Here is an 18,484-nt window from a genome sequence, read left to right on the forward strand (position 1 = left end):
CACCCGCCCGCCCGCGATCGTCGCGGGCGGACGGGTGGGCCGCTCAGCGGTCGTAAATATAGCCGCGGGCAACCTTCTCGCGGATCTCGGCCGCGGCGCGGGGGGAGACCTCCTTGGACCAGAGGTCCACCGCGGATGAAACGTCGACCCCCGCCGCTTCGAGGTCGGCGATCTTGCGCGGATTGCCGGTGATCAGCCGCACCGAGGCGATGTGCAGCGCTTTCAGAAGCGCGCCCGCCGCCTCGAAATCCCGCGCGTCGACATCGAACCCCATCGCAAGGTTCGCCTCGTCCGACGAATAGCGCCGCTTGCCGAGCTTGCCGTCGGAAAAGCCGTACTGCAGCGCGAGGCAGTCGAGCTTGTTGGGCAGGCCGATGCCGCGCCCTTCCTGGCGCAGATAGACGAATACGCCTTCATGGCGCGCCGCCATCTCGTCCATCGACAGACGCATCTGGTCGCCGCAATCGCACATCGACGAGCCGAACGCATCGCCGAGAATGCATTCGGAGTGGATGCGCACGAGGACGTCGCGGCGACCGGACAGCGCTTTCGTCACCGCCTTGTGAAGGTCGGGCTCCTGGAGCCACTGACGGCCGCCATAGATCATCGCGAGGTGCGGATGATCGCCCAGCGGTCGCCCCGCCTCCTCGAAACCGATGCAGATCCAGATCCGATTGTGGATTTCGACCGGCGCGACCGAGATCAAAACGAGGCCCGCGGCCTCGAACGTGTTCTTCAGATCCATGCGTCTCGTTGTCTCCGGCCGCGTCTCTCGATGATGTCGGTCGTCCGCTTCACCGCAACCCATGTATGGCGGGTGATGACCTTCGACGACGGATCGTCGAAATAAACGTCCGATATTGCGGAATCGTCTTGGTCAAAATTTCGTGGTGAGCGTGCGAGCGACAGTGACATCGCGGGACTATGGACGTTCGCTACTCTCATGAGAAGAAACGACGCGGGCGATGGTTCCAGGGAACGCAGGCCCGTCAGCGCCATTTGACATGGTCGAGACGCGGGCGCGGGGGAGACACGGATGACGGCGGGTAATCCCCTTTGCGAGGAGGTCGTGGCGGCGCGGCTGCCGAGCGTCGCGCATCTTGCCGCGGCGCGGGTGGAAAGGCGGCCGCTGGTCGTCGCCCAACTCGGCCAATCGCTCGACGGGCGCATCGCCACCCCGACGGGCCATTCCCATTATATCAACGGCCCTGCCGCGATCGCCGCGCTCCACGCCCTGCGCGCCCATGTCGACGCGGTGGTTGTCGGCGCGGGGACGGCGTCGTCGGACGATCCGCAGCTCACCGTGCGGCGCTGCCCCGGCGAGAATCCGGCCCGCGTCCTGATCGACCGGAGACGCCGGTGCGGGGCGGGGCTGCAGATGCTGGCGGCCGATGGGGTGCGACGGATCGTCTTCGGCACCGGACTTTGCGACGATCCGCCCGGCGTCGAGATCGTCGAAGCGGCGCCCTCGGGCGAGGCGCTGGCGCCCGGTGCCATCATCGCGGCGCTCGCGGAGCGGGGAATGACGCGGATCCTCGTCGAAGGTGGCGCGGCGACGGTGAGCGGCTTTCTCGCGGCCGGCGTGCTCGATCGGCTCTGCATTCTCGTCGGGCCGATCATCGTCGGCTCCGGCCCGGTGGGGCTCGACCTGCCCGCGATCGACACGCTCGACGCGGCCCACCGCCCGACGGTGGAGACCGTCGCGCTGCCGGGCGGTGATGTGGTCTTCGATTGCGGCTTTCAGCGCTGAGGCAGGGCGAGGATGTCGGTGTGGCCGATCATCAGACGCTCGGTCGTGCCGATCCGTGCGGCGCGCCATTGCGCGATCGCCTCGCTCCGGTCCGGCAAAATCTCCGCCGCCGCGCCGGCCCAGCCGTCGAGCGTCGCGTCGATCAGTGCGCCGTCGGTGGCGCGTTCGAGGCGCCAGGGCGTGTCGCGCAGCTCCACATCGAAGCCGTGCTTGCGCAGGGCAGCCTCAAGGAGTGGCACGGCGTCCGGTCCCGCCGCCTTGCCGAAGCTCTTGAGGCCGCGCTGGTGGGCGTTGAAGGCGTCGATCATCGCCGCATCGAGGGGATGGGACGGAGAGAGCGCGATGCGCCCGTCATAGGTCAGCATCGCGAGGAGTGGCACCTGCGCCGCCGCGAGGGATTCGGCGAGGCGCGCGATGAAGGCGGCGGAGCCGATATCGAACAGCGCCGAGGCGGTCACGAGGTCGGGCGGTTCGTCCCACGGCACGGGCGCGGCGACGAGATCGAGCGCGCGCGTCTCCATGGTGACGCCCTCGAGGCCGTGTGAGCGGCGTTCGGCTTCGGCGAGAAGGCCGGGATCGGCGTCGACCAGCGTCCAGGATTGGGGGCGGGGAAGGTGTTCGGTGAGGGCGCGCAGCGTCGCCCCGGTCCCCGCGCCGAGATCGACGACCCGGCACGCGCCGCCCGTGGCCTCGATGTGCCGCGCCGCTCTCGCGATGAGGTCGGCGGAGCGGGCGCGGGCGTCGGCCGCGGCGCGCAATGTGAGCCAATCGGTCGAAAAGCCGCTCATAGCGCCGCGACCGCGTCGGAGACGAGGCGGCCGGTATTCGGCCACCCGGCGAAGGTGTGTCCCATCTCGTCGGCGCCTTCGGACAGGCGCGCGGCGAGCGCGGTGTCGGTGAGCACCTGGCGCAGGGCCGTCGCCATCCCCTCGACATCGTCGACCTCGACGAGGATCCCCGCCGCTGCCGGCACGACGTCGCCCACGGCCCCGCCACGCGTCGCGACGATCGGCAGGCCGGACGCCATCGCCTCGGCGAACACCATCCCGAAGCCCTCATAGCGGGAGGCGAGGGCGAAGAGCGTCGCCTCGCGATAGAGCGCGCGGATCGTATCCTCGTCCGCCTCGCCGGGGATGCTGATGCGTTCGGCGAGCCCCGCTGTGGCGATCTGCGCCTTCAGCGTCTCGACGGTCTCCGGCGCCCGCTCGATGCTGCCAACGAAGACCGCGCGCCAGGACAGGTCCGCGATCGCGGCGAGCGCGGCGGTCAGCGTGTCGAAGCCCTTGCGCTCCGAGATGCTGGCGACGGAGACGATGAGCGGCGGGTCGGCGGGACGGCGCAGCACCGCCTGCCGCCAGGCCGCGTCGAGCCCCGGCACGGCGACGGTGATCTTTCCCTGCGGCACCGCGAAGTCGGCGACGAGCGTCTCGCGCGTGTGGGGGCTCGTCACGATGACGTGGCGGGCCGTCGCGAGGGCGGCACGCTCCGAGGCGGCGAGGCGCTCGGCGCGGTCCGGGGCGAGGCCGGTCTCGAGTGCGAGTGGGTGATGGACGAGCGCGACGATCGGCGCCTTCAGCGTCGCGAGACGGTCGGCCGGCAGCGTGCCCAAGGCGAGGCCGTCGATCACGATCGCGTGTCCGGCGGGGACGGCGGCGAGCTGTGCGATCGCGTCTTCGATGTCCCTCTCGCGCGGGTTCGGGAAGGTATCGGCGAGTTTGACGAGCGCGACCTTGTGCCCGTGCCCCTTCAGTTCGGCGATCAGGCGGCGGTCATAGGCGTAACCGCCGGTCCGCGTGTCGAGGTCTCCGGGATAGGCGAAGGCGACGGGGCGCATCTTAAAGATCGGCCTCGTACCAGGCGCGGGCGACGTGGGACTCGTTGAGGAGCACGCGCACGCGCGACACGCTCTTCGCATCCTCGCCGAGACGGCCGGCGGCGATGTCCTCCGCGAGGCGGTCGAAGATGTGCTTGCAGAGAACCTCCGTCGTCGAGCGGCGCGACCGGAAGGCGTCGAGGGTGTCGAGATTCTTGTAGTTGAGGTCGGCCAGAATGCGCTTCAGGCCGTCGGTCGCGAGGCCGATATCGAGCACGATGTCGTTCGGGCCGAGCTCGGCGGCGTAGAAGGCAGCGTCGACGACGAAGGTGGCGCCGTGCATCTGTTGCGCCGGGCCGAAGGCTTCGCCCGGCAGGCTGTGGGCGATCATGATGTGATCGCGGACTTCGAGAGCGTACACGCGGCCTCTCCTTCAGGTGGCGTCAGTCGTAGGTGATGAGGATGGCGAGCGCGTCGGGCTCGGCCGTGAGGAGTGCGGGGAGGCGCGCAGGGGCGTCGGCGAACGGCACCTCATGCGTGATCAAGGCGTCGAGCGTCCGGTCGGCGAGGAGGCGCATCACGGTGTCGAGGCGCCGGCGATGGGTCCACCGGGCGGCGCGGTCGCTCGGGATCCGGCCGACTTGCGACGACACGATCTGCAACCGCTTGGCGTGGAAGGCACCGCCGAGCGGCAGGCGCGCCTCGTTCGCGCCATGCCAGCTCGCCTCGACGACGCGGCCTTCGAGGCCCACGGCCGCGAGGGCCGTTCGGAGACCGGCATCGTTGCCGCTGGTGTTGATCGCGACGTCCATATCGGAAGGCACCTCATCGATGCCGCAAAATAGGGCGCCCATCACGGTCGTGACACCGGCCCGCGTCGGATTGACGTCGGCGACGCTCACCTCGACGCCGGCGATGCGGGCGAGGAGCCGCGCGACGAGGAGGCCGACGACCCCGGCACCCACTACCAGAACGCGATCGCCGACGGACACACCGCTATCCCAGACGATGTTGAGGGCGGTCTCCATGTTGGCGGCGAGCGCGGCGCGGCGCGGCGGCACGCCGTCCGGCACGAGGGTGATCCAATCGCGCCCCACCACCGCCTCGGTCTGATGCGGGTGGAGGGTGAAGGCGGTGCGCCCGACCCATTCTGACGGGCCGTCGGTCACGCGGCCGACGAGGGCGTAGCCATATTTAACCGGGAAGGCGAACGAGCCCTCCTGATGCGGGCAGCGCATCCGCTCCCATTCGCTTTCCGGCACCCGCCCCTCGAAGACGAGCCGCTCCGTTCCCCGGCTGACCGCCGAATAACGCGCGCTCAGCCTCACCATATCCGGCCCGGGCTGGGCCACGGCGCCCGGCATCAACGTGAACGTGTTTTGCCGTGGATTCCAAAGTGCCGTAGCGACGTTGCTCGCTGACGGGGAGGACGATTGTTCGCACATGCGGCTCTCATGGTCGACCGGGGGCGGTCCTGACCTAATTAGAGCGATCGGTATCGGGTCTCCAACGCCGACACAATAAAAGGCCGAAAGGGCGCAATGCTTCGATTTGATCCGATGCGGTCCGATGCGATCGCAATAGAACCGCCCCGACGCCTTGGTGGTCTGCGGCGGATGAACCGTGTCCTGCTGCGGCGCCGCCTTTTCGTGGCGGGTCTCAACGCAGCGACGATCGCGGTGCTGGCGAGCCTGATGGCGATCGCCCTTTTCAGCGGCGGCGTGACGCCGATCAAAGCCGGGATGTGGGTCGCCTTCGTCGTCACCCTGCCGTGGCTCTCGATCGGCTTCTGGAATGCGATCATCGGGACGGTGATCACCCTGCGCGGCCCAGCGGAGGACGATCCGCTGGCGTTGACGGTCAATCCCGCCGCGGTGATCGCAACGCGGACCGCGATCCTGATGGCGGTGCGCAACGAGGACCCGGACCGCGCCATCGCACGCGTGCGCACGCTGTTCGAGGATCTCGACGAGAGCGGCCTCGCCGATCATTTCGACATTCATGTGCTGAGCGACACCGACGATCCGGCGATCGCCGCCGCCGAGGAGGCGCGCATCGCGGCCTGGCGTGCCGAAACGGCGCGTGCCGGGCAGATCCACTATCGTCGCCGCATCGACAATCACGGCTACAAAGCCGGCAATATCGAGGAATTCTGCCGCCGCTCGGGGGCCGCTTACGAGTTCTTCCTGCCGCTCGACGCCGACAGCTTCCTTTCGGCGAACGCCGTCGCCCGGCTCGTGCGGATCATGCAGCGCCATCGGCGGATCGGGATCCTTCAGACCCTGGTCGTCGGAGTGCCGTCGGCGTCCTTCTTCACCCGCGTCTTTCAATTCGGGATGCGGCACGGCATGCGCGCCTACACGGCCGGCTCGGTCTGGTGGACCGGGGATTGCGGCGCCTATTGGGGGCACAATGCGCTGATCCGCACGCGCGCGTTCGCAGCCCATTGCACGCTGCCGACCCTGCCCGGAAACGGCCCGCTCGGCGGGGCGATCATGAGCCATGATCAGGTCGAGGCCGTGTTGATGCGCCGCGCCGGCTATCATTGCCGCGTCCTCGCCGAGGAGGGGGAGAGCTTCGAGGAGAACCCGCCGACCCTGCCGGACTTCATCCGCCGCGAGCTGCGCTGGTGTCAGGGCAACATGCAATATTTCCAGCTTCTCGGGATGGAGGGGCTCCATATCGTCAGCCGCCTCCAGCTCATGCTGGCGATCCTGATGTATCTCGCCCCGTTTGCCTGGATGGCGTTCATCATGCTCGGCGCGGCGAGCCTCTTCTCCGAGGCGGGCAGCTTCTCCGGACCGGTGGCGCTCGGCATCGGCCTCTTCGTCACGATCATCACGATGACGTTCGCGCCGAAGATCATGGGCCTCGTCGGCGTCCTCGCGCGCGGCGAGGAGAGCGCGCGTTATGGCGGCCGGTGGGCCGTCGCGGCGGGCGCGGTGGTGGAGCTTGTCTTCTCGATGATCGTGGCGCCGGTCGTCGCCTTCGCGGTGGCGGTGTTCGCCGCGGGGCTTGTCTTCGGCAAGCGGATCGATTGGCGGGCGCAGGGGCGCGTCAGCCGCGCGGTCGGTTGGCGCGAGGCGGTGATCGACTTCCTGCCGCAGACGGTGATGGGGGTGGCGCTCTTCGCCCTCTTCGCGATGACGGCGCCGGCGGTGCTGCCCTGGGCAATGCCGGTGATCGTCGGCTTCGCGGTGGCGATCCCGTTCGCGGTGGCGACGGCGATGCCGGCCCTCGGGGCGTGGAGCCGGCGGCGCGGGCTGTGCGCGATCCCTGAGGATATCGCGCCTCAGCCCATTCTCGCCCGCCTCCAGGCCGAAGTGCCGCCGGTCTGACCGCCGGCACCCGGTCCGATCAGACCTGCGAGGTTTCCGTCGACCCCATCGTGCGGCCGCGGAAGATGCCGATGAAGAATTGCAGGCCGAGCACGCCGAACCCGACCGGCAGCATCGAATACGGAATCCACATCGGCGTGCCGAACGCGCTCGACACGCGTTCGCCATAGATGAACGCGTCGTGCGCCATCAGGTAGCCGCGCCACACGAGGATGCCGCAGAACACCGTGCCGACGATCCCGATGATCGCCGACAGGAGGCTGCGGACGAATGGGCCCGCCGCCTCCGGCAACAGCGTGATGCCGATATGCTCGCCCCGCCGTTCGACGTCCGCCGCCGTCATCAGCGCGAGATAGGCGACGAAGAACGCGTTGACCTCGAGACTCCACGAGGTCGGCGCGGCGAAGAAATAGCGCATCGTCGCGTCGTAGGTGATCGAGAGCACCATGAAGGCGAGGACCGCCTGGCCGAAGATCTGAAGGATCTTGGCGACGGTATCGACGATCTGGATCGGCACGGCGAAGCGCATGGGACGGACCTCGGTCAGGCGCTTTCGCCGAGGGCGAGCGCGATCGCCTTCTTGCCGATCTCCTCGCCGACTTCGGCGGACCAGGCGTCGCGCACGTTGACGCTCACCTCGGAGAAGCGCTCGAGGGTGGCGGCATCCGGCTCGATCACCTGCATTCCGCCTTCCTTGAAGGCCGGCCAGTACTTGTCTTGGAAATAGTCGACATTGGCGACGCGGGCGCTGTTCTCGTCGAACCACTCGACGCCGTCCATGAAGACCTTCTTCACGTCCTCGTCGAGCGCGTTCCAGCGGCTCGTCTGGACGAAGATGCCGATCGCGAAGGCGGTGACCGGGACGAGGAAGGCGTGGTTCACCTGCTCCTGCAGGCTGCGGCCGTTGACGGTGGAGATGTTGGCGACTGCCGCGTCGACCGTGCCGCGCTGAAGGGCGAGATAGAGCTCGGACGAGGGGATGCGGACCGACGCGCCGTTGAAGTCCTCGATCGCCTTGGTGGCTTCGAAGGAGACGACGCGGATGCGCTTGCCGGCGATGCCGTCGAGCGAATCGATCGGGGCGCTCTCGGTGCTCCAGATATATTCCGGCTCCATGATGCCGCCGCCGAGGCTGAGAAGGGTGATGCCGCCCTTTTCGAGCTCGGCCGCGATCAGCTCGAACAGCGGCGTGCCGCGCTTCAGCCGGTCGGGGTTGTCATAGAGCGGGCCGACGACGCCGGGCAGGCCGAGCACGCCGAGGATGGGCAGCGAGCGCGTGACGTACGACGTCGTGTGAAACATGAAGTCGATGTTGCCGGAGCGCAGCGCCGGAAGCTGCTCGTCCGCAGCGAGGAGACGGCCGGAATCGTAGAAGTCGAGCGAGACGGTGTCGCCGCCATGCTCGTTCACGAAATCGACGAAGCCCTGCGAGCCATAGGCGAGATCGGCATAAGACGGCGGCAGATAGGTGACGCCGGTGAGCACCTTCGCGGCTTCGGCGCGCTGGGCGCTGAGGCCGACGGCGGAGCCGAGCGTGAGGGCGCCGGTGGCGGCCATGAAATGACGACGATTGATAGACATGACGTTCCTCCGATTCATTATTTTAAGAGTGTCGGTAGCCATAGGCTGAGGGGCGGGAACAGCACGAAGATGAGCAGCATCACGAACTGAACCAGCACGAAGGGGACGACGCAGCGGACGATCTCCTCGATCCGCAGCATCGGCGCGACGGCCTTCAAGGTGTAGAGGTTGAGCCCGACGGGCGGCGTGATCACCGCGATCTCGAGGTTCATGACGAGGATGATGCCGAACCACAGCGGATCGTAGCCGAGCGCCGTGATGAGCGGCAGCAGGATCGGCGTCGTCACCACGATGAGCGACACCGCGTCGACGAGCATCCCGAGCCCGACGAGGATGAGCATCACGAGAATGAGGATCACCTCGGGCGGCATCTCGGTGCCGATGAGGAGGCTCGTGATCGTGTCGGGCACGCGCACCAGGTTGAGATAGTCGCCGAAAATGCGGGCGCAGCCCATGATGAGGAGGATCGCGCCCGAAATGCGCACCGATGCGCCGAGCACCTTCGCGATGCCTTTGAAGTCGAGGCAGCGGAAGATGAGGACGGCGATCAGGAAGGCGCCGAGCGCGCCGAAAGCCGCCGCCTCGCTGGGGGTCGCGATGCCGGAATAGATTGTCCCGAGGACGAGGACGACGAGCAGCAGCGAGTGCCAGATGCCGCCGATCGCCTTCAGCCGCTCGCGCCAGGTGTAGACGACATGCTCGCCGGCCGGCGCTTCCTCGGGATAGAGCCGCGCGCGGAAATAGATATAGACCGACAGGGCGACGGCGAGGGCGAGGCCCGGCACGATGCCGCCGATGAAGAGGTCGGCCACCGAAACGTTGGAGACCGCGCCGTAAATGATCAGCGGCACGCTCGGCGGGATGAGCATCGCGAGCGCACCGGAGGAGACGACGGCGCCAGCGGCGAGGGAGCGGCTATAGCCGCGCGCCAGCATCTGCGGCACCGCGATCGATCCGACCGCCGCGACGCCGGCGATCGAGACGCCGCTCACCGCGCCGAACACCGCCGAGGCACCGACGGTCGCGATCGCGAGGCCGCCCCGGAGCCATTGGAGCCATACGACCGCGGCATAAAAGAGGTTCTTGCCGACCGGCGTCGCGGCCAGGAAGTTGCCCATCAGGACGAAGAGCGGGAGCGCCAGCAGCTCGAAACTGTTGAGCTGCGCGAACAGCGACGTCGGGCCAAAAAAGAAGGCCATCGACCCGCGCGCCATATAAAGGCCCGTGAGGCCCGCCGCACCGAGCGCCAGGAAGATCGGCGCGCCGATCGCGATCATGGCGAGGAGGATGACGACGACGATAATCGGTTCGATCATGCCGCTGTCCCCCCCAGCTCAGGACATCCGCGTGCGCCTCGCGCGCACGGCACTATCGCATGATCGGTGCGTTTGGCGTTCAATCAGTGTTCCTCCCTCGCCCGTCCCGTTTCGCGAGCGGTCTTGCCGCCGCCTCACGCCGTCTCGTCCGTCAGATGATGCCGCCCGTGCGGAGCGCGTCGATCTTGCTTGCGTCGTAATCCAGCCAGTCCCTGAGGACTTCGTCGGTATGCTCGCCGAGCTTCGGCCCGGTATGGCGCACTTCGCCCGGTGTTTCCGACAGGACCGGGAAGACGCTCTGCATCGCCGTCGGCCCCACCGTCTCGTCCTCGACGCGGACGATCGACCGGCGGGCCTCGAAATGCGGATCGGCGAGCATCTCGCGCGCGGTATAAGTGAGGCCGGCCGGCACGCCGGCTTCGGCGAGCGCGTCCATCAGCCAGTTCGCCGGCTTGGTGGCGGACCATTCGGCGATGATCTCGTCGATCAACGTCTGGTTCTCGCCGCGGGCGCGGTGGTTCTTGAAGCGCGGATCGTCGGCGAGCTCGGGCTGGCCCATCAGCTTGGTGAGGCGGCGAAACAGGCTGTCCTGGTTCGCGCCGATCACGATCGTCGTGTCGCCGTCGGCGGTCGGATAGGCGTTCGAGGGGGCGATGCCGGGCAGGATCGAGCCCGAACGCTCGCGCACGTGGCCACCGCGATCATATTCGGCGATGACGCCTTCCATCACCGAGAGGACCGCCTCGTAGATCGAGGCGTCGACCATCTGGCCCAGTCCGGTGCGGTCGCGATGGTGAAGGGCGAGAAGGGCGCCCTGGAAGCCGCTCTGTCCGGCGAGCGTGTCGCCGATCGACAGGCCGATGCGCACCGGCGGGCGGTCGGGATAGCCGCCGAGATAGCGCATGCCGCCCATCGCCTCGCACACGGCGGCGAAGCCGGCGCGGTCCTTGTAGGGGCCGGTCTGGCCGAAGCCGGTGACGCGGACCATGATGAGGCCGGGATTGATCGCCTTCAGCGTCTCATAGCCGAGGCCCCAGGCCTCCATCCGGCCGGCGCGGAAATTCTCGACCAGAATGTCGGTCTTCGCCGCGAGGGCGCGGACGACGTCCTGCGCCTCGGGCTTTCTGAGGTCGAGCGTCATCGATTTCTTGTTGCGGCCGATGACCGGCCACCAGAGCGGGTGGCCCTCGGCGTCGGTGCGGCCCCATTGGCGCATCGAATCGCCGGTTCCGGGCGGCTCGATCTTCACCACCTCCGCGCCGAAATCGGCGAGAAGCTGGCCGCAGAACGGACCTGCGATGAGCTGCCCCATTTCCAGGACGCGGATGCCCTCGAGCGGCCTCATGACGCCTCGTACTCCTCCCCCAACCGTTTTCGTCTTCTGTAATCGACCCGATGGCGGCTGGGAGCCCGGGTCGATCGGCCCGCGGAGGCCGGAAAATCGCTTAACGCTATTGTATCCAAATCGTCAATAGAGGATGACTCATGCCGCAATGCCGAAGGGCATTTGGATCCAATAAAGAAAAGACGGAGGATCCTGCATGGGAAACGCGCCCAAGGAACGCCGCACTGCAAAAGAACGCACCGTCGATCGGGTCTATGCCGAGGTGCGTGAGCAGATTCTGGCCGGAACATGGGGCCCGGAAAGCAGGTTGACCGAAGAAATGCTTGCCGAGCGCTACAATGTCAGCCGAACGCCCGTTCGTGCTGCGCTGCACAAGTTGGCGAGCGACGGTTTCATCGAAATGATCCCGCGGGCCGGCGCGGTGGTGCGGGCGCGAACCCTTGCGGAGGCGATCGAAATCTATGACGTGCGGTCGCTGCTGGAGAGCGAAGCGGCCGGCCTCGCGGCGCGGCGGCGGAGCGAGGAGGAGGTCGCCACCCTCTATAAAATTGCCGACGAGATGGAGGCGATCGCCGAGAAGAGCGGACAGGTGCCCGCCCTCTCACAGCTCAACCAGGAGCTCCATCATCTGATCTTGCGGGCGAGCCGGAACCGCACGCTGGAGGAATCGGCGCTGCGGCTCATCGATATCGGCTTCGTGATCAACACCTATACCAACTTCCGCCGGACCGACATGGCCCGCACGCTCGCCGACCATCGGGCGCTGATCCAGGCGATCGAGGCGCAGGACGAGATCTGGGCCTCGTCGGTGATGCGCGCCCATATCGCAACGACGCGCAACGCCTTGAAGTCGACGATGCGCCCCTGAGGCGGGGCTCCGCCGGGAGCCGATCATGCGAGCGCCAGCGCGCTTCCGTCTCCCGGCTGTCGTGAACGACTCGCCGGTGGCGGCGCCCTATGCGGTGGTCTTCGCGAAGGTGTCGGCGTAGGTCTCGCGCAGCGCGGCCTTCTGCACCTTGCCCATCGTGTTGCGCGGCAGCTCGTCGACGAAGAAGACGCGCTTGGGCTGCTTGAAGCGGGCGAGCTCGTCCTTCAACGCGTCGAGGATCGAGGCCTCGCTGACGTCCGCCTCCCCGTCCTTCACGACGACCGCGGCGACGCCTTCGCCGAAATCGGGATGCGGCAGGCCGATCACGGCGCTTTCCTTCACCCCGTCCATATCGTCGATCAGGCCCTCGATTTCCTTCGGGTAGACGTTGAAGCCGCCCGTGATGATGAGATCCTTCGACCGACCGACGAGGGTGAGATAGCCGCGCTCGTCATAGACGCCGAGATCGCCGGTGATGAAGAAGCCGTTCTCGCGCTTCTCTTCCTTGGTCTTCTCCGGCATCCGCCAATAGCCGGCGAACACGTTCGGCCCGCGCACCTCGATCGCGCCGATCTCGCCGGTGGGGACCGCCTCGCCGGTCTCCGGGTTGGTGACGATCACCTCGACGCCCGGCAGCGGGAAGCCGACCGTCCCCGCCCGGCGGTCGCCGTCATAGGGGTTCGAGGTGTTCATGTTGGTCTCGGTCATGCCGTAGCGCTCGAGGATGGCGTGGCCGGTCGTCTCGCGCCAACGATCGTGCGTCTCGGCGAGAAGCGGGGCGGAGCCGGACACGAAGAGGCGCATGTTGGCGACGGCCTCGCGGGTGAGGCCCGGATGGTCGAGCAGGCGGGTGTAGAAGGTCGGCACGCCCATCATCGCCGTCGCGCGGGGCATCGCGGCGAGGATCGCGTCCGGGTCGAATTTCGGCATGAAGATGATGGAGCCGCCGGCGACGAGGGTGGTGTTCGTCGCGACGAAGAGGCCGTGCGTGTGGAAGATCGGCAGCGCGTGGATGAGGACGTCGTCCTTCGTGAAGCGCCAATAGTCCTTGAGCACCTCGGCGTTCGAGGCGAGCGCCTCGTGGGTCAGCATCGCGCCTTTCGAGCGGCCGGTCGTGCCGGAGGTGTAGAGGATGCCGCCGAGATCCTCGGCGGTGCGCGGCACGTCCACGGGGTCGCTCGGCGCGGCGGCGACGCGATCGGCCCAGCTTCCCGTCCCGTCGGCGGAGAGGGTGGCGAGCGTCTTCACCCCGGCGCTCTTCGCGATCGGGGCGAGGGCGGCCTCGGCGGCCGGGTCGCAGATGAACACCGCGGGCTCGGCGTCACCCAGGAAATAGGCGATCTCGTTGGCCGTATAGGCGGTGTTGAGCGGCAGGATGACCCCACCCGCGAGCTGCGCGCCGAGCACGAGATGCAGCATCTGGAGCGACTTCTGCGCCTGGACGGCGACGCGGTCACCCGGCGTCACGCCGGCGGCGAGCAGCGCGGCCGCGGTGCGGTTCACGTCGGCCCAGAGCTGTCCATAGGTCACGGTCGACCCGTCGGGCATGTAGGCGAACGGCGCGTCGTGGCGGCCGTCGGAGCCGACGGAGAGGCGGCGGATGAGGTTGTTGGAAAGGGTCATGGACAGGTGCCTTTAACGCGAATGCTCCGTCATCGGGCGGGGCCCATGACGGCGTCCGGCAGGCCCGTGACGAGGCCTGGGAAGATCGACAAAATCACGATCGCGGCGATCATGCACAACACGAAAGGGGCCGATCCGAGCAGGACCGTCTTCAGCGAGATGTCGGGCGCGATCGAATTGATCACATAAAGGTTTAGCCCAACCGGCGGCGTGATCAAGCCGATCTCCATGTTGATCGTCAGGATGACCGCGAACCAGTACGGATCGAACCCGGCGGACGTGACGATCGGCAACAGGATGGGCGCCGCCATCAGGATGACCGCCACCGGCGGCAGGAAGAATCCGGCGACCAGCAGGAAGAGGTTGATCGCCGCCATCAGCACCCAGCGATTGACGTCGAGCCCGGCGATCCACTCCGCGATCGCCTGGGTGACGAAGAGGTTCGACAGCATGAACGAGAAAACGCCCGCCGCGCCGATGATGAAGAGGATCATCACGCTCTCGCGGGTGGAATCGCGCAGGACGTCCCAGAGCGCGCGGAACGAATAGAGCCGGTAGATGAGCACCGCGACCACGATGCACAGGAGCGCGCCGACCGCCGCCGTCTCCGACGGCGTCGCGACGCCACCATAAAGGGCGTAAAGGACGCCGATGATGATGGCGAGGAAGGGCAGCACCCGCGGCAGGATCTCGACCTTCTGCCGCCAGCTATATTTGACGCGGGCGAGCGCCGTCTCCGCGCCGCCTTGGCGCCAGGTGTCGAAGATCGCCCAGCCCATGAAGAGCGCGACGAGGACGATGCCCGGCACCACGCCCGCGAGGAAGAGCCGGCCGATCGAGGTCTCCGTCGCGATGCCGTAGACGATCATCGTGACCGATGGCGGGATCAGGATGCCGAGCGTGCCGCCCGCCGCGATCGAGCCGGCGGCGACGGTGTCCGGATAGCCGCGCTTGCGCATCTCCGGGATGCCCATCTTGCCGATCGCCGCGCAGGTCGCGGGCGAGGAGCCGGACATCGCGGCGAAGAGCGCGCAGGCGCCGAGATTGGAGACGACGAGCCCGCCGGGAACGCGGGTCAGCCAGCGCTCCAGCGCCTCATAGAGGTCGGCGCCGGCGCGCGTCGAGGCGATCGCCGCGCCCATGATGATGAACATCGGGATCGACAGGAGCGCGAAGTCGTCGAGGTTGCCGAAGAAGATCTCCGGCAGCAGCTCCAACGCGCCGACCCCGTCGAACACCGCGAGGAAGAAGGCGGCGACGATGAGGAGGCCCGCCGCGACGGAGACGCCGGAGAAGAGGACGAGAATGGTGGCGATGGCGACGAGAACGCCGAGCGTGAGCGGTCCCATCAATCGCCGATCGTCAGTTCGTCGGCGTGGGTCGCCGGGGGTGGAGCGTTGAGGAGGCCGAACGCGTCGGCCGCGAGCTGGACGAAATAGAGCCCGAACCCGATCGGAAGCGAGAGATACGGGATCCACAACGGCGCGCCCCACACCGTTTCCGAGCGCCAGTTGCGCGTATAGGCCATGTGGAAGAGATCGTAGCCATAATAGATCATCACGGCGACGACGACGCCGGTCGCCGTGAGCGTCACGAGCATCAGGACGCGGCGGATCGGCGGCGGCAGAAGCATCGGCACGAGGTCGACATTCACGTGGCCTTTGAGGTGCTGCACGTAGGGAAGGCCGAGCATGGTCGCGGCGATCATCAGATAGGTGACGGCCTCGGTCTGCCAGATCGTCGACTTGTTGAGGACGAAACGGACCCAGATCAGTTCGCAGGTGATGAGCACGGCGGTGAAGATCATGACGGCGGCGATCACCCCGCAGGCGATCGACACCGTCGCGATGGCCCGCACGAGGAAATTCGGCCGCGGCGCAGGCGGGGCGGCGTCAGACATGTCGGCTCTCCGATGGAGGGGGAGCCGCCGGCGGCGATCGGCCGGCGGCGTCGCGCTTCACTCGACGGCGAGCGCCGCGTCGAGGAGCTGCTGTCCGTTCGGCGTTTCCTCGACGAAGGCCTTGTAGGACGTGCCCTTGGCGAGCTCGCGCCAGGCGGCGAAGTCCTCTTCGGTCATCTTGCCGATTTCGACGCCGGCATCCTCGAAGACCTGCGCCGAATCGGCATCCGCCTTCTTCGCCCCTTCGAGATAGAACGCCTCCGCCTTCTCCGCGGCCGCGAGGAGCGCGGCTTGCTGCTCTTCGTTGAGGCCCTCGAAGGTGGATTTGTTCATCAGGACGGGCTGGTACATGAACCACAGTGCGACGTCGCCGGCGGGGGTGTAGCAGCCGAGCTGCTCATAGAGCCGGTAGGAGACGAAGCTCGACGACGAGGTGTTCACCGCGTCGAGGACGCCGGTCTGCATCGCCGAATAGACTTCCGATGACGGCATCGAGGCGATCGACGCGCCGGCGCCGGCGAGCATCTGCTCGAACGCCTTCCCGGCGGCGCGCATTTGCAGGCCCTTCACGTCGTCGGGCTTCGTGATGCAATTGTCCTTCGCGCCGAAGCCGCCGGCGAGATAGCCGTGAACGAGCACCATCACGTCGTCCTCGGCCATGATGGCTTCGAGTTCGTCCATGAAGGGCGAGTCGGAGAGGCGGGCGCCGTGATCGTGATTCTTCACGAGGCCCGGCATCAGGGTGAGATTGTAGGCCGGGCGCTGGCCGCCGGCATAGGACAGCGGCAAAACCGTCATGTCGAGCCGGCCGCGCGAGAGGGGGTTGTACTGCTCGTTCGCCGAGAACAGCGAGCCCGACGGATAGATGCGGATCGACAGGTCGACGTCCGCCGCTTCCACCTCGTCGGCGACCATCTGCGCCACCTGGTGGCGGATGTCGCTCGTCGACCATTGGTGGCTGAGCTTCAGCTCTTCAGCGGACGCGCCGCCCATGGCGAACGCCAGGGCGCAGGACGCAAAGAGCGCGCGAGTGAGCGTCGTCTTCATCGAATTCCTCCCCAGGAATGGGCCGTTTCGGCCCGCACGTCGCCTTTGCCGGCGCGCGCATTTATTTGTGCGCCTACATTGCGGGCGGTTCTCCGCATCGTCAATGTTGGGTTTCAAAGACGGCTTCGGGGCAACTCTCGCGGTGCGGCGATCCTGTCGCGGCGAGGGGGTCGGGCGGTCAGCCCGGCGCGTCCCACTCCATGGTGACGAACCAGGGGGCCCGCCGATAGCGCGCGGCCCGGTCCGCGGGGCCGTCCGCGTCGGGCGCGGGCTCGTCGTAATGGACGAGCGTCAGCCCGGCGGCGAGGCAAGCGCGCATGTAAAGGCTCAGTGGGCGGTGCCAGTTGACGATATCGATGCCGCGCCAGCTCGCCCGATAGGGCCAGGCGGACAGATAATTGTCGATCGGGAAGCGGGCCGTGCCGGCCTTGTCCTCGAGCCAGCTTTGCCCGGCATTCGCGGTGGCGAGGCCGGAGAGGTTCGCGATCAGCAGCGAACCGCCGGGCGCGAGCACGCGGGCCATCTCGGCGATCGCCCGCTCGGCGTCGGGAATGTCGATCAAGGTGAGATAGCTGACGACGAGATCGAAGCTGTCATCGGGACAGTCGAGCGCCTCGGCGGTGCCGAGACGATAGTCGCCGGCCGGGTCGCGCGCGATCGCCTCGTCGATCAGCTCCGGGGTCGGGTCGATGCCGATGGCGGGAATGCCGCGTGCGGCGAGCATACGGCAAAAGCGCCCCTCGCCGCAGCCGACATCGAGCGCGCGGGTGCGCTGCCGGCGCGTCGCGCGCGCCAGCATCGGGGCATCGAGGATGTGGCGGCGGCCATAGTCGCCGCCACCCTCGGCCGGTCCCATGTCCCGGACCCAGGCGGCGGCGGAGGCCCGCCAGCCGTCCGCGTCGGGATCGTTCATGGCGCCGGCTCTACTTGCCCCAGCGGAGGGCGAGAATGTCGGCCTCGCGGGCGAGCTCCAGGAGCCCGGCGCGAACCGCCGGATGAAGCGGCGTGAACGGGTGGCGGACATGGTCGGACTTGATGACCCCGCCTTCCATCATCACCGCCTTGGAGGAGCGCAGGCCGCACTGCCGGTTCTCGTAATTGATGAGCGGCAGGACGGTCTGGTAGAGCGCCGCCGCGGTCTTCCGGTCGCCGGCCGCGTGGGCCGTGAGGATCGGCTTGATCAATTCGGGCAGCGTCGCGCTGGTCATCGAGCCGGTGGCGCCGGCGTCGAGATCGGCCATCAGCGTGATCGCCTCCTCGCCGTCGAACGGGCCGACGATCGCATCGCCGCCGGTTTCGATCAGCGCGCGCAGCTTCTGCGCGGCCATCGGCGTCTCGATCTTGAAGTAGGAGACCATCGGCACCTCCTTCGCGAGGCGGGCGAGGAACGGCACCGACAATTCGACGCCCGCGAGCGGCGCATCCTGCACCATGATCGGCAGGCCGACATCGGAGACGCGCGCGAACTGCTCGTAGGTCTGGGTCTCGTTCCCCTTCAAAAGCGCGCCGTGATAAGGCGGCATCAGCATCGTCATCGCCGCGCCGAGTTCTTTGGCGAGCGTGACGCGCTCGACGACGACCGGCGTCGCGAAATGCGAGCAGGTGACGATGATCGGCACGCGCCCGGCGACGTGTTCGAGCGACAGGCGCATCAGCGTGTCGCGCTCGGCGTCGGACAGGAGGAATTGCTCGGAGAAGTTTGCGAGAATGCAAATACCGTCGACGCCCTGATCGATCATCAGATCGAGGACGCGGCGCATCCCGTCGAGGTCGAGCGTGTCGTCGTCGTTGAACGGTGTCGGCGCGACCGGCCAAATGCCGGAATAGGCGGTGTCAGTCATCGAGCTCCTCCCAGTCGCCCGCTGTTCGCGGGTTGTGCCTCTTCAAGCCAGAGGTCGCACGG

At 67.6% G+C, this 18,484-nt stretch carries 18 protein-coding genes; 3 read left to right on the forward strand and 15 right to left on the reverse strand.

Annotation, left to right across the window (positions count from 1 at the left end; genetic code table 11):
• Positions 1-43: 43 nt before the first annotated feature.
• A complete protein-coding gene (gene ribA / locus L1787_RS01425; RefSeq protein WP_235706696.1) occupies positions 44-745 on the reverse strand; it encodes a GTP cyclohydrolase II RibA in 702 nt (233 codons plus the stop codon).
• A 291-nt stretch (positions 746-1,036) separates the two neighbouring features.
• On the opposite strand from ribA, the gene L1787_RS01430 reads away from it, so the two are divergent.
• The gene (locus tag L1787_RS01430) at positions 1,037-1,750 is read left to right on the forward strand and encodes a RibD family protein (RefSeq protein WP_235706697.1); all 714 of its coding nucleotides are present in this window, start codon (positions 1,037-1,039) and stop codon (positions 1,748-1,750) included.
• On the opposite strand, the gene L1787_RS01435 is transcribed toward L1787_RS01430, so the two are convergent.
• Genes L1787_RS01435 through L1787_RS01450 form a run of 4 tightly spaced genes read right to left on the reverse strand, consistent with a single transcriptional unit; the run spans position 1,741 to position 4,894 of the window.
• Positions 1,741-2,538, reverse strand: a complete 798-nt coding sequence (locus L1787_RS01435; RefSeq protein ID WP_235706698.1) for a class I SAM-dependent methyltransferase — start codon at positions 2,536-2,538, stop codon at positions 1,741-1,743. The two genes, L1787_RS01430 and L1787_RS01435, sit on opposite strands and share 10 nt — an antisense overlap.
• Positions 2,535-3,584: a glycosyltransferase family 4 protein gene (locus L1787_RS01440; protein WP_235706699.1), complete on the reverse strand. Its 1,050-nt coding sequence runs from the start codon at positions 3,582-3,584 to the stop codon at positions 2,535-2,537. The genes L1787_RS01435 and L1787_RS01440 overlap by 4 nt, the downstream gene beginning before the upstream one ends.
• 1 nt (position 3,585) lies before the next feature.
• Positions 3,586-3,984, reverse strand: coding sequence for a 6-pyruvoyl trahydropterin synthase family protein (locus tag L1787_RS01445; RefSeq protein ID WP_235706700.1), 399 nt, complete (start codon positions 3,982-3,984; stop codon positions 3,586-3,588).
• Between the two features lie 22 nt (positions 3,985-4,006).
• The gene (locus L1787_RS01450) at positions 4,007-4,894 is read right to left on the reverse strand and encodes a zinc-dependent alcohol dehydrogenase (protein ID WP_235706701.1); all 888 of its coding nucleotides are present in this window, start codon (positions 4,892-4,894) and stop codon (positions 4,007-4,009) included.
• A gap of 228 nt (positions 4,895-5,122) precedes the next feature.
• On the opposite strand from L1787_RS01450, the gene mdoH reads away from it, so the two are divergent.
• Positions 5,123-6,901 carry a glucans biosynthesis glucosyltransferase MdoH gene (gene mdoH / locus L1787_RS01455; RefSeq protein ID WP_255720174.1) on the forward strand — a complete coding sequence of 593 codons (1,779 nt, stop codon included), beginning with the start codon at positions 5,123-5,125 and terminating at the stop codon, positions 6,899-6,901.
• Between the two features lie 19 nt (positions 6,902-6,920).
• Here mdoH and L1787_RS01460 read toward each other — a convergent pair whose 3' ends face one another.
• The 4 genes from L1787_RS01460 to L1787_RS01475 form a co-directional block, all read right to left on the reverse strand.
• Positions 6,921-7,430: a TRAP transporter small permease gene (locus tag L1787_RS01460; protein ID WP_235706703.1), complete on the reverse strand. Its 510-nt coding sequence runs from the start codon at positions 7,428-7,430 to the stop codon at positions 6,921-6,923.
• Between the two features lie 14 nt (positions 7,431-7,444).
• Entirely contained in the window at positions 7,445-8,482 is a 1,038-nt protein-coding gene (locus L1787_RS01465; protein ID WP_235706704.1) for a TRAP transporter substrate-binding protein, read from the reverse strand.
• Positions 8,483-8,499: 17 nt separating this feature from the next.
• On the reverse strand, positions 8,500-9,798 hold the full coding sequence (locus L1787_RS01470; RefSeq protein WP_235706705.1) for a TRAP transporter large permease: 1,299 nt from the start codon (positions 9,796-9,798) through the stop codon (positions 8,500-8,502).
• 151 nt (positions 9,799-9,949) lie between these two features.
• Positions 9,950-11,143: a CaiB/BaiF CoA transferase family protein gene (locus L1787_RS01475; RefSeq protein WP_235706706.1), complete on the reverse strand. Its 1,194-nt coding sequence runs from the start codon at positions 11,141-11,143 to the stop codon at positions 9,950-9,952.
• 196 nt (positions 11,144-11,339) lie between these two features.
• Between L1787_RS01475 and L1787_RS01480 the strand changes: the two genes are divergently transcribed.
• Entirely contained in the window at positions 11,340-12,011 is a 672-nt protein-coding gene (locus L1787_RS01480; RefSeq protein WP_235706707.1) for a GntR family transcriptional regulator, read from the forward strand.
• 87 nt (positions 12,012-12,098) lie between these two features.
• Here the strand turns inward: L1787_RS01480 and L1787_RS01485 are convergent, their stop codons facing one another.
• The 6 genes from L1787_RS01485 to L1787_RS01510 form a co-directional block, all read right to left on the reverse strand.
• Positions 12,099-13,634: a malonate--CoA ligase gene (locus L1787_RS01485; RefSeq protein ID WP_235706708.1), complete on the reverse strand. Its 1,536-nt coding sequence runs from the start codon at positions 13,632-13,634 to the stop codon at positions 12,099-12,101.
• 29 nt (positions 13,635-13,663) lie between these two features.
• Positions 13,664-14,983, reverse strand: a complete 1,320-nt coding sequence (locus tag L1787_RS01490; protein ID WP_235706709.1) for a TRAP transporter large permease — start codon at positions 14,981-14,983, stop codon at positions 13,664-13,666.
• Entirely contained in the window at positions 14,983-15,534 is a 552-nt protein-coding gene (locus L1787_RS01495; protein ID WP_235706710.1) for a TRAP transporter small permease, read from the reverse strand. Before L1787_RS01495 ends, L1787_RS01490 begins: the two co-directional genes overlap by 1 nt.
• A gap of 57 nt (positions 15,535-15,591) precedes the next feature.
• A complete protein-coding gene (gene dctP / locus L1787_RS01500; protein WP_235706711.1) occupies positions 15,592-16,581 on the reverse strand; it encodes a TRAP transporter substrate-binding protein DctP in 990 nt (329 codons plus the stop codon).
• 178 nt (positions 16,582-16,759) lie between these two features.
• Positions 16,760-17,494: a class I SAM-dependent methyltransferase gene (locus L1787_RS01505; RefSeq protein ID WP_235706712.1), complete on the reverse strand. Its 735-nt coding sequence runs from the start codon at positions 17,492-17,494 to the stop codon at positions 16,760-16,762.
• Between the two features lie 10 nt (positions 17,495-17,504).
• Complete coding sequence (locus tag L1787_RS01510; RefSeq protein ID WP_235706713.1) at positions 17,505-18,422, reverse strand: dihydrodipicolinate synthase family protein; 918 nt, start codon at positions 18,420-18,422, stop codon at positions 17,505-17,507.
• Between the last annotated feature and the right edge of the window lie 62 nt (positions 18,423-18,484).

It is taken from the genome of Acuticoccus kalidii (assembly GCF_021556395.1).
Taxonomy (GTDB): Bacteria; Pseudomonadota; Alphaproteobacteria; order Rhizobiales; family Amorphaceae; genus Acuticoccus; species Acuticoccus kalidii.

What these genes read in the sequence shown, in the direction of transcription:
- L1787_RS01490 (WP_235706709.1), bottom strand. Translation starts at nt 14,983, where the DNA reads ATGGGACCGCTCACGCTCGGCGTTCTCGTCGCCATCGCCACCATTCTC.
- L1787_RS01465 (WP_235706704.1), bottom strand. Translation starts at nt 8,482, where the DNA reads ATGTCTATCAATCGTCGTCATTTCATGGCCGCCACCGGCGCCCTCACG.
- L1787_RS01480 (WP_235706707.1), top strand. Translation starts at nt 11,340, where the DNA reads ATGGGAAACGCGCCCAAGGAACGCCGCACTGCAAAAGAACGCACCGTC.
- ribA (WP_235706696.1), bottom strand. Translation starts at nt 745, where the DNA reads ATGGATCTGAAGAACACGTTCGAGGCCGCGGGCCTCGTTTTGATCTCG.
- L1787_RS01505 (WP_235706712.1), bottom strand. Translation starts at nt 17,494, where the DNA reads ATGAACGATCCCGACGCGGACGGCTGGCGGGCCTCCGCCGCCGCCTGG.
- L1787_RS01470 (WP_235706705.1), bottom strand. Translation starts at nt 9,798, where the DNA reads ATGATCGAACCGATTATCGTCGTCGTCATCCTCCTCGCCATGATCGCG.
- L1787_RS01510 (WP_235706713.1), bottom strand. Translation starts at nt 18,422, where the DNA reads ATGACTGACACCGCCTATTCCGGCATTTGGCCGGTCGCGCCGACACCG.
- L1787_RS01450 (WP_235706701.1), bottom strand. Translation starts at nt 4,894, where the DNA reads ATGGTGAGGCTGAGCGCGCGTTATTCGGCGGTCAGCCGGGGAACGGAG.
- dctP (WP_235706711.1), bottom strand. Translation starts at nt 16,581, where the DNA reads ATGAAGACGACGCTCACTCGCGCGCTCTTTGCGTCCTGCGCCCTGGCG.
- L1787_RS01485 (WP_235706708.1), bottom strand. Translation starts at nt 13,634, where the DNA reads ATGACCCTTTCCAACAACCTCATCCGCCGCCTCTCCGTCGGCTCCGAC.
- L1787_RS01475 (WP_235706706.1), bottom strand. Translation starts at nt 11,143, where the DNA reads ATGAGGCCGCTCGAGGGCATCCGCGTCCTGGAAATGGGGCAGCTCATC.
- L1787_RS01460 (WP_235706703.1), bottom strand. Translation starts at nt 7,430, where the DNA reads ATGCGCTTCGCCGTGCCGATCCAGATCGTCGATACCGTCGCCAAGATC.
- L1787_RS01435 (WP_235706698.1), bottom strand. Translation starts at nt 2,538, where the DNA reads ATGAGCGGCTTTTCGACCGATTGGCTCACATTGCGCGCCGCGGCCGAC.
- L1787_RS01430 (WP_235706697.1), top strand. Translation starts at nt 1,037, where the DNA reads ATGACGGCGGGTAATCCCCTTTGCGAGGAGGTCGTGGCGGCGCGGCTG.
- mdoH (WP_255720174.1), top strand. Translation starts at nt 5,123, where the DNA reads ATGCGGTCCGATGCGATCGCAATAGAACCGCCCCGACGCCTTGGTGGT.
- L1787_RS01440 (WP_235706699.1), bottom strand. Translation starts at nt 3,584, where the DNA reads ATGCGCCCCGTCGCCTTCGCCTATCCCGGAGACCTCGACACGCGGACC.
- L1787_RS01495 (WP_235706710.1), bottom strand. Translation starts at nt 15,534, where the DNA reads ATGTCTGACGCCGCCCCGCCTGCGCCGCGGCCGAATTTCCTCGTGCGG.